This is a genomic window from Streptomyces sp. M2CJ-2, assembly GCF_016757295.1.
In the GTDB taxonomy this organism is placed as follows: Bacteria; Actinomycetota; Actinomycetes; order Streptomycetales; family Streptomycetaceae; genus Streptomyces.
In genome coordinates this window covers 124,867-139,531 of the sequence record NZ_JAESIF010000017.1, presented here as the reverse complement: position 1 = coordinate 139,531, position 14,665 = coordinate 124,867, and the positions used below count along the sequence as shown (strand labels likewise).

Here is a 14,665-nt window from a genome sequence, read left to right as displayed (position 1 = left end):
TTCAGCTGCGCGGCGCCATCATCTGGCTGCGCAGCCTTGCCCCCGCCACATGATCACGATCCCGAACAGGCCCTAGGGGAGGTCCGGGAGCGCCTTGGTTCGGCGTCGTCCCACCTGGGTCCGTACCGCTCCCATGCTCGCCGCGATGACCAGGGCGATGGCGGCGGCCTCGGTGAGGGTGAGGGCCTGGCTGAGGATCAGGAAGCCCGCGGCGGCGGCGATGGCCGGTTCCAGACTCATCAGGATGGCGAACGTGGAGGCGGGCAGGCGGCGCAGGGCGAGAAGTTCCAGGGTGTACGGCAGGACGGAGGAGAGCACCGCGATCGCCGCTCCCAGACCGAGGACCGTCGGGTCGAGGAGCTTGGTGCCGGACTCGGCGATGCCCAGCGGCAGGAACACCAGCGCCGCCACGCCCATGGCGAGGGCGAGCCCGTCGGCCTGCGGGAAGCGGCGGCCCGTACGCGCGCTGAAGACGATGTAGGCCGCCCACATGACACCGGCCCCCAGGGCGAAGGCGGCACCCACGGGGTCGAGGCTGTCGAAGCCTCCGCCGCCGAGCAGGAAGACACCGGCGAGGGCGAGTCCGGCCCAGACGAAGTTGATCGCGCGCCGGGAGGCCAGCACGGACAGGGCGAGCGGACCGAGAACCTCCAGGGTGACCGCCGTACCGAGCGGGATGCGGGCGACGGACTGGTAGAAGAGGCCGTTCATCCCGGCCATCGCGAGCCCGAAGACGATCACCGTGGTCCAGTCGGCGCGCGAGTGCCCGCGCAGCCGGGGCCGGCACACCAGGAGCAGCACGACCGCGGCCACCAGCAGCCGCAGCGTCACGACGCCGAGCGCGCCGGCCCGCGGCATCAGCGTCACCGCGAGCGCCCCGCCGAACTGCACGGAGATTCCCCCGGCGAGCACCAGCCCGACGGGCCCCAGCGCGCTCCGCCCACGCGGAGCGCCCGCCCCGCCGGGCGCATGCCCGGGAGCCGCCGCGGGGACGGCGGCAGGGGCCGGGACGGACGGGGTGGCGGAGCTGGGGGTGGTCACGGCGCCTTCCATGGGCTCGGTACGGGGAGCGGGTGACCCCCCTCAGGGATTGTGCATGGCGATGAACTGCCCGGTCCAGAGTAATGGACCCGGTCAGCAGCATGCAGCTTTCACGTACCTGACGATGAGGCCCGCGCCCCGCCCGGGTCAATCCGGTCCGTCATACGGACGACCGGACGGGCGACGACACGACCCCGTAGGTCAACGGAAGGTCACCCACCGGTCTCGGCGGCCGTCGCCCGTGCCCGCTTCGAGACGCACCTGTGACGCCCCGTACCGCACGTTCCGCCACGCCCCGGCGTCACAGTCGCATGAGTCGGATTCAACGGACCGAGGGGGCACGGACGATGAAGTGGCACATGACGACGGAGCAACGCAGAGCGACGAAGCGGCACAGGGCACGGCGGCTGAGCGGCGCGCTGCTGGCGTTCACGGCGGCGAGCGGCCTGCTGCTGACCGGATGCAACGCGGGCGGCGGCGACGAGAACGCGACGGCCGACAGCGGGTACGACCGCAAGGGGAACGGCTCGGCCCAGCTCCCCGCCCCCGACGGCCCCCGGGGCCCGGGCGAGCAGCGCGAGGGTGAGCAGGACTCCCGCGACATCGCTCCCGCGCCGGACTACCTGTCCACCTTCGCCCTCGACGTCGACACCGCCTCCTACGGCTTTGCCCGCCGCACCCTCGCCGAGGGCCGGCTGCCCGACCCGTCGACGGTCCGCCCCGAGGAGTTCGTCAACAGCTTCCGCCAGGACTACGAACGACCCGACGGCGACGGCTTCACGGTCACCGTCGACGGCGCCCGCACCGACGAGGACGACTGGTCCCTGGTCCGCGTCGGCCTCGCCACCCGCCCCGCCGAACCGAACGGCGAACGCCCGCCCGCGGCCCTCACCTTCGTCGTCGACATCTCCGGCTCCATGGCCGAACCGGGCCGCCTCGACCTCGCCCGGCGGTCCCTCGGCACCATGACGGACCGGCTGCGCGACGAGGACTCCGTGGCGATCGTCACCTTCAGCGACGAGGCCGAGACCGTGCTGCCGATGACCCGCCTCGACGGCAACCGGGGCAGGATCCACGACGCCGTCGACAGTCTGGAACCCGCTCAGTCCACCAATCTCGGCGCGGGCGTCGAGACCGGCTACGAGACCGCCGTCGAGGGTCTGCGCGAGGGCGCCACCAACCGGGTCGTCCTCGTCTCCGACGCGCTCGCCAACACCGGCGAGACCGACGCCGACGCGATCCTCGAACGCATCTCGACGTCCCGTCGCGAGCACGGCATCACCCTCTTCGGCGTGGGCGTCGGCAGCAACTACGGCGACGCCCTGATGGAACGCCTCGCCGACAAGGGCGACGGGCACACGGTGTACGTGTCCGACGAGGAGGAGGCCCGCGAGGTCTTCTGCGAACAGCTCCCCCGCAACATCGAGCTGACCGCCCGCGACGCCAAGGCCCAGGTCGCCTTCGACCCGCGGACCGTCGCCGAGTTCCGCCTCGTCGGCTACGACAACCGCCGCGTCGCCGACGAGGACTTCCGCGACGACGACGTCGACGGCGGCGAGGTCGGCCCCGGCCACACCGTCACCGCCCTGTACGCGGTCCGTACGAGGTCCGGCGCCGACGGCCACCTCGCCACGGCCACGGTCCGCTGGCTCGACCCCGACACCCGCGCCCCGCACGAGGAGACCGGTGCCCTGGAGACCGACGCCCTCGACGACTCCGTCTGGACCGCGAACCGCGGCCTCACGCTCACCGCGACCGCCGCCTACTTCGCCGACGCCCTGCGCTCCACCGACCACCGCCACAGCGCCCTGCCCGGCGCCCCCGGCCTCGACGAGCTCGTCGACCACGCCGCCGCCCTGTCCTCCCGAACCGAGGACAAGGCCCTCCGCGACCTGACCCAGGCCATCCGCGACGCGAACCGCCTGGCATGAATCCTCACGAGTCTTTCTGCAAGGCCTCCGCCAGCACCTCCGCCAGGTGGCGGCCCCGTACGTTCGCCAGCTGGTCCAGCTGGGTGCGGCAGGAGTAGCCGTCGGCCAGGATCAGGGCGTCCTGCGGTGCCTCCCGCACCGCGGGGAGGAGCTGGTCCTCGGCGCAGGCGACCGAGACCTCGTAGTGGCCCTTCTCGAAGCCGAAGTTGCCGGCGAGGCCGCAGCAGCCGCCGCTCAGGTCGCCGGTGAGGCCCGCGGCGGCGCGCAGCCGGCGGTCGGCCGTGTCGCCGAGGACCGCGTGCTGGTGGCAGTGGGTCTGGCCGGTGACGGGGCGGTCCAGGGACGGTGGGGTCCAGTCCGGCGCGTACTGCTCCAGGGTCTCCGCGAACGTGCGGACGCGGGAGGCCAGTCGTGCCGCGCGGGGGTCGTCGTGCAGGAGTTCCGGTGCGTCCGTGCGCAGGGTCGCCGCGCAGCTCGGTTCCAGGACGACCACCGGGGCGTCGGTGGCGAGCACCGGTTCCATCAGGTCGAGGGTGCGGCGCAGCACCGCGCGGGCGCGGTCGAGCTGGCCCGTGGAGATGTACGTCAGGCCGCAGCAGACCCGGCCGCGGCGGGCCGACAGCAGCCGCAGCGCCGAGCGGGAGCGGGCGTCCCCCACCAGGCCCCGGGCTCCGGCCAGGCGCAGCGTCGGGGGCAGCGCGACCCGCAGGCCCGCCGCCTCCAGGACCCGTACGGCCGCGCGGCCCACGGAGGGCGAGAGGTGCTCGGTGAAGGTGTCCGGCCAGAGGACCACCAGAGCACCGCTGTCAGAGGGCACGGCGGTCCGCCGTCCCCGCCACCAGCGGGTGAACGGCTCCCCGGCCAGGCGCGGGATCTCCCGCTCCCCCGCGATCCCGCCCAGCCGTTTCGCCGCCCGCGCGAGCGGGCCCACCGAGGCGCCCGCGTTGACCAGCGCCGCCGACCTGGTGCGCGCCACCCAGCCCAGCCACAGCGGCAGCCGCCCCATCGTGTGGTGGGCGGCGGGCCGGCGGCGGCCGGCGTAGTGGTGGTGGAGGAACTCCGCCTTGTAGGTGGCCATGTCGACCTCGACCGGGCAGTCCGAACGGCAGCCCTTGCAGGACAGGCACAGGTCCAGTGCGTCCCTTACCTCCGTGGACCGCCAGCCGTCGGTCACCAGCTCGCCGGCGAGCATCTCGTGCAGCAGGCGCGCGCGCCCGCGCGTGGAGTGCTCCTCCCGGCCCGTGGCCCGGAACGACGGGCACATCACCGCCGGCCCCGACACCGACTCCGTACGGCACTTGGCGACGCCCACGCAGCGGCGGACCGCCGCGGAGAAGTCGCCGCCGTCGGCGGGGTAGCCGAAGGCGACGTCCACCGGTTCGCGCGGGAGGACGGCGAAGCGGAGGTTCGCGTCCAGGGGCTCGGGACGCACCAGCATCCCCGGGTTGAGCAGGTCGTCCGGGTCCCAGACGCCCTTGACCCGCTCGAAGAGGGCCACCGTCTCCGGGCCGTACATGCGCGGCAGCAGCTCCGCGCGTGCCTGCCCGTCGCCGTGCTCGCCGGACAGCGAGCCGCCGTGGGCCACGACCAGGTCGGCGAGTTCCCCGGAGAAGGTCCGGAAGCGGGCGATGCCCGGTTCCGTCAGCAGGTCGAAGTCGATGCGGACGTGGATGCAGCCGTCCCCGAAGTGCCCGTACGGCGCCCCGCGCAGCCCGTGGGCGGCCAGCAGCCCCCGGAAGTCCCGCAGGTACGCGCCGAGCCGGGCGGGCGGCACCGCGCAGTCCTCCCAGCCGGGCCAGGCCTCCGTGCCGTCCGGCATCCGGGTCGCCGTGCCGCTCGCGTCCTCCCGGATGCGCCACAGGGCGCGCTGCCGGGCCGGGTCGGTCACCACCAGGGAGTCGACGACGTCCGCCGCGCGGACGATCGCGTCCGCACGCGCGCGTGCCTCGCCCTCCGTGTCCCCGCCGGTCTCGACGAACAGCCAGGCGCCACCGCGCGGAAGGTCCACCGAGGACGGCACCAGATCGGCCGCCATGCCCTCCACGGTCAGCGGCTCGTACGGCAGCAGCCCGGCCGCGGCCTCGGCGGCGCCGCTCTCGTCGGCGTACGCCAGCACGGCGAGCGCACGCGCGCGGGGGGCGCGCACCAGCTCCACGACCGCCTCCGTCAGCACGCCCAGCGTGCCCTCGGAGCCGCAGAAGGAGCGAGCGACGTCGGCGCCCCTCTCGGGCAGCAGGGCGTCCAGGGCGTATCCGGAGATACGGCGGGGCAGCTCGGGGAAGCCGGTGCGCAGGCGGGCGAGTTCGCCGTCCACCAGCTCCCGCAGCCCCGCCGGGGCCCCGGCCCACCCCGGTCCGGGCCGCAGCCGCTCCCCGCGCGGGGTGATCACCGACAGTTCCCGCACGTTGTCCGCCGTCGTCCCCCAGGCGACCGAGTGGGAGCCGCAGGAGTTGTTGCCGATCATGCCGCCGAGGGTGCAGCGGCTGTGCGTGGAGGGGTCCGGGCCGAAGCGCAGCCCGTGCGGGGCGGCGGCCTCCTGGAGCCGGTCGAGGACGAGGCCGGGCTGGACGACGGCCGTGCGGGTCTCCGGGTCGAGGGACAGCAGCCGGTTCATGTGCCGGGTGAGGTCGAGCACCACGCCGGTACCGGTCGCCTGGCCCGCGATCGACGTGCCGCCGCCGCGCGGCACCACGGGGACTCCGTGCTCCCCGCAGACGGCGAGGGCCGCCGCCACGTCGTCGGCGTCCCGCGGCGACACCACGCCGAGTGGCACCCGGCGGTAGTTGGAGGCGTCCATGGTGGTCAGCGCCCGCGCGGTGACGCCGAAGTCCACCTCGCCGCGCACGTCCGCGCGCAGTCCGGCCCGCAGTTCCCGGAGATCCGTCATGCCTCCAGGATGCCCCCGGGGCGGGCGGAACAGCGGTGACGGCGCACACCCCGCGCGGCGCACGGGGCGAGGGCTCCGGGGAACCGATTCCCTCAGGAGGGACTCAAATCCCAAGAACGAGAACGGAATCTTCCCAAGCAGATCACGAACTTGCATATAGTGACCGCGAGTTGAGCGCAGTTGTCGGCCTTCGTTCCGGAAGCGACCCCGGAACCGGGTCCGGCGACCCCATGGACCGCTCGAGGGCCGCGCAGACCACACGTGCAGACCACACGTGCAGACAACGACGTATGCCCCGCGGACCCGACCGAGGACCCGACCGAGGACCCTGATTGATGACCTCCCCCCTGCTCCCCGGCGACCGCCCCACCCCCCGCAGCCTGCTGCCCGTGCCCCTGTTCACCGCGGCGCTCTCCGCGATCGGGGTCGTCGTCGCGGTGCTCCTGGGACCGGCCTCCGCACGCGCCGCCCTCACGGCTGCCGGAGTGATCGCCGCCCTGCTGCTGTGCGCGGCCGTCACCTGGGCCACCCACGCCGTCCTGACGGCGCGGGCGCTCCGCGGTCGGCTGGAGGAGGTCTCCCGGGACGTCGGCCGGCTGCTCCAGGAGCGCGCCCGGCAGGCGGAGGAGGCCCGCCGCCAGCACGAGCGGCTGACCGGTGAACTCACCCGGGAACGGGCTAGGTTGTCGGCCGACCTGGACCAGGAGCGGGCCCGCCTCGCGAAGTCCGTGGCGGCGGAGCGCGAACGCCTCAACGAGCAACACGCCACTGCCACGGCCCGGTTGACGCAGGAGCACACCACCGAGCGGGTGCGGCTCACCGAGGAGCACACCGCTGAACGGGCCCGCCTGGCCGACGGCCACGCCGCCGAGCTCTCCCGGCTCGCCGAGGAGCACGCCGGGGAACTGCGCCGGCGCGCCGAGGAACACGACGCCCGCACCGCCGAACTGGTCCAGCAGCACGCCGACGAGCGCGACCGGCTCGACGCGGAACTCAAGCGGATCGGCGAGGAGCGGGCGCGGCTGTCCCAGGACCGGGACCGGCACATCGGGGAGAACGCTCGGCTGGCCGTCCGGCTGCGCGAGGCCGACGGCGCCCGCGCCGCCGCGCTGTCCGCGACGGCCAACGCGGCCGGCCGGATGCAGGCCCTGTCCACCGGCATGCTCGCGGACCTGCGCGCGATGGAGGACAAGCACCACGACGAGGAGGTCCTCGCCGACCTCCTCCACCTCGACCACCGCACCGCTCAGGCGGGCAGGCTCGCCGACTCCGTCGCCGTCCTCACCGGCGCCCGCTCGGGCCGCCGCTGGGCCAGGCCGATCCGCATGGAGTCGATCCTGCGCGGCGCCATGGGCAGGATCAGCGGCTACCGGCGCGTCCGCGTCCACTCCGCCGCCGACACCGCCGTCGCCGGGCACGCCGCCGAGGGCGTGATGCACGCGCTCGCCGAACTCCTCGACAACGCGGCCAACTTCTCGCCGCCGACCGCCGAGGTCCACGTCTACGTGGAGGAGGTGCCGGCCGGCGTCATCGTCTCCGTCGAGGACAGCGGGCTCGTCATGGGCGAGGCCCAGCTGCGGCGCGCCGAGCGTGCCGTCTCCGGCGAGACCAGCGGGTTCGGCGGCCTCACCGGCACCCGGCTCGGACTCGCCGTGGTGGGCCGGCTGGCCCGGCGCTACGGCCTCCGGGTCTCCTACCGGCCCTCGGCCCGCGGCGGCACGGGCGTCCTGATGCTCGTACCGCAGGACATCCTCGTATCGCCGGACGCACCCCACACCCCGCCCACCGGCACCCCCACCCGCTCCGAAACCCACACCCGGCCCGCACGCTCCGGGCCCGAGGCACCGGCGGGCACCGCACCCGAGCCGTCCGCGCCGGGCCTCCCCCAGCGCCACAGCACCCGCCCGGCCGGGGCACCGGCCGTCCACCCCGCCGACGCCACGGCCCCGACGGAAACGGACCCCGCGGCCACGTCGGCGCCCGCGCCGACATCGGCGGCGGCCGACAGCCACTCGTACGCGGCACACCGCGCCGGAGCCGACCTCGACCCCGACCCGGTGCCCACCCACGAGTCCCCGGACCGGCCCACGGACCCGAGCCCGAACACAGGCGCAGGCACGGACGCATCCGCGCCGGACGCGCCCCCGCTCGACCTCCCCCGCCGCCGCCGCGGCCGCACCCTCGCCGAGGCCGAGCGCACCCGAAGCGCCGGGACCCGCACCACCGCCCCGCGCCCCGCGGCACCCACCGCCGAGGAGACGAGGGCCCGCACCGCCCGCTTCAGCAGCTTCCGCCAGGCCGTCCGCGCCACCGCCCCGGACGACACGGCGCCCTGCCCGGAAGCAGCACCCTGCACAGAAACGGACACAGGCACAGGCACGAGCACGGACACCGGCACAAGCACCGCCCCCCTCGACACCCCCACCCCGACTCCCACCCCCGTGACACCGGAAGGCGACACCACCTCATGACCGGCACGACGACCGCCGACGAGAAGCTGACCTGGCTGATAGAAGGCCTGCTGGAGCGCACGCCGGGCGCGCGGCACGCGCTCGTGCTGTCCAGGGACGGCCTGAAACTGTGCCGCACCCCCGAGCTCTCCGCCGACCAGGCCGACCAGCTCGCCGCGATCGCCGCGGGCATCCAGTCCCTGTCGCACGGCGCGTCCGTGGAGTTCGGCGACGGCAGCGGAGGCGTCAGGTCGGCGATGACCGAGTTCTACGGCGGCGTGCTGTTCATCGTGGAGGCCGGCCAGGGCGCGCATCTGGCCGTCATCACCGACGAGGACGCCGACGCCGGGCTCATCGGGCACAACATGAGCGAGCTGGTGGAGCAGCTCGGGGAGCACCTGACCGCGCCGCCGCGCACCTCATGAGCAGGCCGGGCAGGGACGACGCCCCCGACCGCCTCTACACCGTCACCGGCGGGCGCAGCCGGTCCGGGGCCGACAACCCCTTCGACCTGGTGACCCTGGTCGTCGCCGAATGCGATCCGGTGCCGGGCATGCAGTCCGAGCACGCCGCGATCCTGCGGCTGACCGAACGACCCACGGCGGTCGTGGAGATCGCGGCCGAGCTGAAGCTGCCGGTGAGCATCACCCGCATCCTGCTCGCCGACCTCCAGGCGGCGGGCCGCGTCAGCGCCCGCCACCCCCGCCAGGCCGCCGTACCCGACCCCGACATCCTGGAGCAGGTGCTCGTTGGACTCCGCAACCTCTGAGACGCGTACACCGCTGGGCGCGTCGGCCGACAACGGCCTCAAGATCGTGGTCGTGGGCGGCTTCGGCGCCGGCAAGACGACGATGGTCCGCTCGGTGAGCGAGATACGTCCCCTCAACACCGAGGAGACGATGACCCGGGCCGGGGAGGCCGTCGACGACGTCAGCGCGGTGAGCGGCAAGACCGCGACCACCGTCGCCTTCGACTTCGGCCGCATCACCCTGGACCGGCGCAATGTGCTGTACCTGTTCGGGGCGCCCGGCCAGGAACGCTTCTGGTTCCTGTGGGACCGGCTGTTCTCCGGCACCCTGGGCGCGGTCGTCCTGGTCGACACCCGGCGCATCGACGAATCCTGGTACGCCATCGACCGGCTGGAGAAGCACGGCACGCCGTTCATCGTGGCCTGCAACGACTTCGGCGGCCCCGCCTTCGCCCCGGAGCAGATCCGCGAGGCCCTCGACCTCGACCCGCACGTCCCGCTGGTCACCTGCGACGCGCGGTCCCGGGAGTCCAGCAAGCTGGTGCTGATCACGCTGGTGGAGCACATCCAGGCCCACTACGCCGATTCGGCCCGAGCCCCCCGTCAGGAGCTGGTGTGAGCCCCACTCCCGCGTCCCCGGCCGCCCCCGTCGCCCTCAGCGGGCCCCTGCTCCAGGACGACCCCGCCGGGGTGTACCGGAAGATGCGGCGCGACCACGGCAGCGTGGTGCCGGTACTGCTCGACGGCGACGTACCGGCCTGGCTGGTGCTCGGCTACCGCGAGCTGCACCAGATCACCGGCGACCCGGTGCTGTTCAGCCGCGACTCCGACCTGTGGAGCCAGTGGGGGAACATCCCCGACGACTGGCCGCTGCTGCCGATGATCGGCCGCAAGCAGCCCTCCATCCTCTACACCGTCGGCGAGCGGCACCGCGAGCGGGCCGCGATGATGGTCCACGCGCTGGAGGCGGTGGACCCGTTCGAACTGCGCGGCTACGCCGAGAAGTTCGCCGACGAGCTGATCGACGGCATCTGCCCCGAGGGCACCGCCGACATCATCGGCGAGTTCGCGATGCTCCTGCCGGTACGCGTACTGGCCCGGCTCTACGGCTTCTCCGACGAGCAGGGGCCGGCCCTGGTCACCGCCCTCAACGACATGATCGACGGGCGGGAACGGGCGCTGGCGGGCCAGGCCCACCTGTTCACGTCGATGACCGAACTGGTGGCCGCCCGCCGGAACGAGCCCGCCGAGGACGTGGCGTCGCGGATGCTCGCCGACACCTCCGGGTTCACCGACGAGGAGATCGTCCAGGACCTGATGGTGATGATGGCGGCCGGGCACCAGCCGAGCGCCGACTGGATCGGCAACTCCCTGCACCTGATGCTGACGGACAACCGGTTCGCCGCGTCCCTGTTCGGCGGCCGCAACAGCGTCGCCGAGGCGATGAACGAGGTGCTGTGGGAGGACACCCCCACCCAGAACGTGGCCGGCCGCTGGGCCTCCCGCGACACCCAGCTGGGCGGTCGCCGCATCCGCGCCGGTGACATGCTGCTCCTCGGCCTCCAGGGCGCCAACTCCGATCCCCAGGTGCGTACCGACGGCTCCGCCCTGACCGGCGGGAACGGCGCGCACTTCTCCTTCGGCCACGGGGAGCACCGGTGCCCGTTCCCGGCGCAGGAGATCGCCGAGGTGATCGCGCGGACCGGCATCGAGGTCGTCCTGGACCGGCTGCCGGACATCGACCTCGCGATACCGGCCACGTCCCTGACCCGCCGCCCCTCGCCGTGGCTGCGCGGACTGTCCGAACTTCCGGTCACGTTCACACCCACTCCCGCCCTTGGAGGAAAACTCAGATGACGGCTGCTGGTACGGACTCTCCCACCGCCACGACGGACACCGGCCGGACCCCCATCCACCTCGACCCGTTCGTCTCCGACCTGGAGGCGGAGAGCGCGGCGCTGCGGGCCGCCGGGCCCCTCGCACGCGTGGTGCTGCCGGGCGACGTACCGGTGTGGGCGGTCACGCACCACGCCGAGGCGAAGAAGCTGCTCACCGACCCCCGGCTGGTGAAGGACATCAACGTCTGGGGCGCCTGGCAGCGCGGCGAGATCGCCCCCGACTGGCCGCTGATCGGACTCGCCAACCCGCCCCGCTCCATGCTCACCGTGGACGGCGCCGACCACCGCCGCCTGCGCACCCTGGTCGCCCAGGCGCTCACGCCTCGCCGGGTGGAGCAGATGCGCGACCGGATCACGGAGCTGACCGAGGGCCTGCTGGACAAGGTGGCCGCGGAGCCGGGCGAAACGGTCGACCTGAAGGCCCTGTTCGCCTACCCGCTGCCGATGTACGTGGTCGCCGACCTGATGGGGCTCGCCGAGGAGCGGCTGCCGCGGCTGAAGGAGCTGTTCGAGAAGTTCTTCTCGACGCAGACCCCGCCCGAGGAGGTCATCGCGACGCTGACCGAACTGGCGCAGATCATGGCCGAGACGGTCGCGCACAAGCGGGAGAACCCCGGCGACGACCTGACGTCCGCGCTGATCCAGGCGTCCGAGGACGGCAGCCGGCTCACCGACCAGGAGATCGTCTCCACGCTCCAGCTGATGATCGCGGCCGGTCACGAGACGACGATCTCGCTCATCGTCAACGCGGTGGTCAACCTCTCCACCCACCCCGAGCAGCGCGAGCTGGTGCTGTCCGGCAAGGCGGACTGGTCGGCGGTGGTCGAGGAGACCCTGCGGTACTCCACGCCCACCTCCCACGTGCTGATCCGGTTCGCCACCGAGGACGTACCGGTCGGTGACGAGGTCCTGCCCGCCGGGGAGGCGCTGATCGTGTCGTACGCCGCGATCGGCCGCGACGAGCAGGCGCACGGCCCCACCGCCGGCGCCTTCGACATCACCCGCGAGACCGCCAACCGGCACATCTCCTTCGGCCACGGCCCGCACGTGTGCCCCGGAGCCGCCCTCTCCCGCCTGGAGGCGGGCGTCGCCCTGCCGGCCCTGTACGCGCGCTTCCCGAAGCTGGACCTGGCGGTCCCGGCGACCGAACTCCGCAACAAGCCGGTCGTCACCCAGAACGACCTGTACGAACTGCCGGTGACCCTCGGCGGCTGACCTTCCCGGGCCGGCCTTCGGGACGACTTCCGAGGCGACTTCCACGGCGGCGGGACGAGGACTCGACCCCGGCCCGCCGCCCCACCGCCCTGCCCCGCCCCTCCCTCCCCCCACCGGCTGATTCGTGTCTCAGCCGACGGACGAGATTGCACCCGGGTTTCCCGGAGCCGCTAGGCTCCTTTCGTGGCTGAGATCCGGATTCCTGCTGACATCAAGCCCGCCGACGGTCGTTTCGGCGCGGGTCCCTCCAAGGTGCGGACGGAGGCGCTGGACGCACTGGCCGCGACCGGCACGTCCCTGCTGGGCACCTCCCACCGCCAGGCCCCGGTGAAGAACCTGGTCGGCGAAGTGCGCGAGGGCATCAGTGAGCTGTTCCAGCTCCCCGAGGGCTACGAGGTCGTCCTCGGCAACGGCGGCTCCACCGCGTTCTGGGACATCGCGACCCACGGCCTGATCGAGAACAAGTCGCAGCACCTCACCTTCGGCGAGTTCAGCTCCAAGTTCGCCAAGGCGGCCAAGCTCGCCCCCTGGCTGGCCGAGCCGACCGTCGTCGCCGCCGACCCGGGCACGCACCCCGAGCCGGTCGCCGAAGCGGGCGTGGACGTCTACGCCTTCACCCACAACGAGACCTCCACCGGCGTCGCCATGCCCATCAAGCGGGTGCACGGCGCCGACGAGGGCTCCCTGGTCCTCGTGGACGCGACGAGCGGCGCCGGCGGCCTGCCCGTCGACATCGCCGAGACGGACGTCTACTACTTCGCCCCGCAGAAGTCCTTCGCCTCCGAGGGCGGCCTGTGGATCGGCGTCTTCTCCCCGGCCGCCATCGAGCGCGCCGAGCGGATCCACGCGTCCGGCCGCCACATCCCGGAGTTCTTCTCGCTGCCCACGGCGATCGACAACTCCCGCAAGAACCAGACGTACAACACCCCCGCCCTGTCCACCCTCTTCCTCCTCAACGAGCAGCTGAAGTGGATCAACGGCCAGGGCGGCCTGGACTGGGCGGTCCGCCGCACCGCCACCTCGGCCCGCACGCTGTACGGCTGGGCGGAGGACGTGAAGTTCGCGAACCCGTTCGTCACCGACCCGGCCAAGCGCTCCCAGGTCATCGGCACCGTCGACTTCACCGACGAGGTCGACGCCGCCGCGGTCGCCAAGGTGCTGCGCGCCAACGGCATCGTCGACACCGAGCCCTACCGCAAGCTCGGCCGCAACCAGCTCCGCGTCGCCATGTTCCCGGCCATCGACCCGGCGGACGTCGAGGCCCTGACGAAGTGCGTCGACTACGTCATCGAGCAGCTCTGACCGCTCCCCCGCACGACGACGAAGGGCGCCCGGCGATGTCCCGCCGGGCGCCCTTCGGCTGTGCGATCCCTACGCGAACTGCCGCAGGAACGCCTGCCAGCTCTCACGTGAGACGGTGAGCAGGGGACCGTCGTACTGCTTGCTGTCACGGACGGCCCGGCCGCCCGGAGCCGTTTCGGCGACCTCGACGCAGGCGTTCTCCTGTCCCGAGTACGACGACTTCTGGAAGGGTTTTATGACCTCGGTCATGATGCGTCTTCCTTCAAGCTCCGCAGTATGCCCCGTATGAGCTTCGCGCTCGCGTCCGGGGCCAACGCCGCCGAGCGTAGTAGGTCGTATGCGTTGGCGTAAGCGGCGAGGTCCTCGGGACCTTCGAGGACCGACGTGCCGCGCAGATTGTCCATGGCGACGGCTTCTACCGTCGGTTCCTCGTCGAAGCTGAAGGAGGAGAAGGCGGAGGAGTACCCGGCCAGGACACCCGCACTGAACGGCAGCACCTGCACAGTGACGTTCTTGCGCTTCCCGATCTCCAGGATCGCGGCCAACTGCTCCCGGTGGATCTCGGCGGCCACCAGCGGTTGCTCGACGACCGCTTCCCAGAGGATCGTCGTGTACGACGCTCCGCCCTCGTCGATCTTCGCCTGCCGCCCCTCGCGCACCTTCACCAACTGCGTGACCCGTTCAGGCTCGATGCAGTGAGGACCGCCGGCGATCACCGCCTCCGCGTAGGCCGGAGTTTGCAGGAGTCCCGGCACCATGACGGGCTGCCACTCACGGATATAGGTGGCGTCGTCCTCCAGGGCGATGTGGTCGACGTAGTCCGGCCGCAGGTGCGCCGCATGTTCGAGCCACCAGCCCCGGTTCTTCGAGTGCTTGGCCAAGTACTCCAGCTTGGCCCGTACTTCCGGGTCCGTGATGCCGTACGCGTCCAGCAGCAGCCGCACCTCGATGACTCGCGCGGTGACATGCCCGGTCTCAAGGCGGCTGACTCTGGCCTGACTTGACGCGATGATCTCGGCAGCCTGCGGCTGGTCGAGCTTGGCGGCCAACCGGTACTGCCTGAGCGCCGTACCCAGACGCCTGCTGCGCACCGTCGGCCGTCCACCTGCGGGCATGGGCTCTCCCCTCTCCTGCGGCAACGATGCCACACAGGGCGACACCTCCGAGGGCACATCACTCGATCGAGTGGACGA

At 72.9% G+C, this 14,665-nt stretch carries 12 protein-coding genes; 8 read left to right on the top strand and 4 right to left on the bottom strand.

Annotation, left to right across the window (positions count from 1 at the left end; genetic code table 11):
* Nucleotides 1-72: 72 nt before the first annotated feature.
* Nucleotides 73-1,041, bottom strand: a complete 969-nt coding sequence (locus tag JL475_RS16245; RefSeq protein WP_202278413.1) for a DMT family transporter — start codon at nucleotides 1,039-1,041, stop codon at nucleotides 73-75.
* A 359-nt stretch (nucleotides 1,042-1,400) separates the two neighbouring features.
* On the opposite strand from JL475_RS16245, the gene JL475_RS16240 reads away from it, so the two are divergent.
* Nucleotides 1,401-2,972, top strand: a complete 1,572-nt coding sequence (locus JL475_RS16240) for a VWA domain-containing protein (protein WP_202278412.1) — start codon at nucleotides 1,401-1,403, stop codon at nucleotides 2,970-2,972.
* 4 nt (nucleotides 2,973-2,976) lie between these two features.
* On the opposite strand, the gene JL475_RS16235 is transcribed toward JL475_RS16240, so the two are convergent.
* Nucleotides 2,977-5,859 carry an FAD-binding and (Fe-S)-binding domain-containing protein gene (locus tag JL475_RS16235; protein WP_202278411.1) on the bottom strand — a complete coding sequence of 961 codons (2,883 nt, stop codon included), beginning with the start codon at nucleotides 5,857-5,859 and terminating at the stop codon, nucleotides 2,977-2,979.
* 335 nt (nucleotides 5,860-6,194) lie between these two features.
* Here JL475_RS16235 and JL475_RS16230 point away from each other — a divergent pair, with 335 nt between their 5' ends.
* From JL475_RS16230 to serC, 7 genes are all read left to right on the top strand, one after another.
* Nucleotides 6,195-8,330 carry an ATP-binding protein gene (locus tag JL475_RS16230; RefSeq protein ID WP_202278410.1) on the top strand — a complete coding sequence of 712 codons (2,136 nt, stop codon included), beginning with the start codon at nucleotides 6,195-6,197 and terminating at the stop codon, nucleotides 8,328-8,330.
* Nucleotides 8,327-8,734: a roadblock/LC7 domain-containing protein gene (locus JL475_RS16225; protein WP_109379352.1), complete on the top strand. Its 408-nt coding sequence runs from the start codon at nucleotides 8,327-8,329 to the stop codon at nucleotides 8,732-8,734. Before JL475_RS16230 ends, JL475_RS16225 begins: the two co-directional genes overlap by 4 nt.
* Nucleotides 8,731-9,078 carry a DUF742 domain-containing protein gene (locus tag JL475_RS16220; RefSeq protein WP_109379351.1) on the top strand — a complete coding sequence of 116 codons (348 nt, stop codon included), beginning with the start codon at nucleotides 8,731-8,733 and terminating at the stop codon, nucleotides 9,076-9,078. The genes JL475_RS16225 and JL475_RS16220 overlap by 4 nt, the downstream gene beginning before the upstream one ends.
* A complete protein-coding gene (locus tag JL475_RS16215) occupies nucleotides 9,059-9,676 on the top strand; it encodes an ATP/GTP-binding protein (protein WP_202278409.1) in 618 nt (205 codons plus the stop codon). Before JL475_RS16220 ends, JL475_RS16215 begins: the two co-directional genes overlap by 20 nt.
* 47 nt (nucleotides 9,677-9,723) lie before the next feature.
* Nucleotides 9,724-10,914, top strand: coding sequence for a cytochrome P450 (locus JL475_RS16210; RefSeq protein WP_202278423.1), 1,191 nt, complete (start codon nucleotides 9,724-9,726; stop codon nucleotides 10,912-10,914).
* The gene (locus JL475_RS16205; RefSeq protein ID WP_202278408.1) at nucleotides 10,911-12,170 is read left to right on the top strand and encodes a cytochrome P450; all 1,260 of its coding nucleotides are present in this window, start codon (nucleotides 10,911-10,913) and stop codon (nucleotides 12,168-12,170) included. The genes JL475_RS16210 and JL475_RS16205 overlap by 4 nt, the downstream gene beginning before the upstream one ends.
* Before the next feature lie 183 nt (nucleotides 12,171-12,353).
* The gene (gene serC / locus JL475_RS16200; protein WP_202278407.1) at nucleotides 12,354-13,472 is read left to right on the top strand and encodes a phosphoserine transaminase; all 1,119 of its coding nucleotides are present in this window, start codon (nucleotides 12,354-12,356) and stop codon (nucleotides 13,470-13,472) included.
* A gap of 69 nt (nucleotides 13,473-13,541) precedes the next feature.
* On the opposite strand, the gene JL475_RS16195 is transcribed toward serC, so the two are convergent.
* Entirely contained in the window at nucleotides 13,542-13,721 is a 180-nt protein-coding gene (locus tag JL475_RS16195) for a DUF397 domain-containing protein (RefSeq protein ID WP_202278406.1), read from the bottom strand.
* Nucleotides 13,718-14,587 (bottom strand): helix-turn-helix transcriptional regulator, encoded by an 870-nt coding sequence (locus JL475_RS16190; RefSeq protein WP_202278405.1) that lies wholly within the window; start codon nucleotides 14,585-14,587, stop codon nucleotides 13,718-13,720. Before JL475_RS16190 ends, JL475_RS16195 begins: the two co-directional genes overlap by 4 nt.
* Nucleotides 14,588-14,665: the final 78 nt, after the last annotated feature.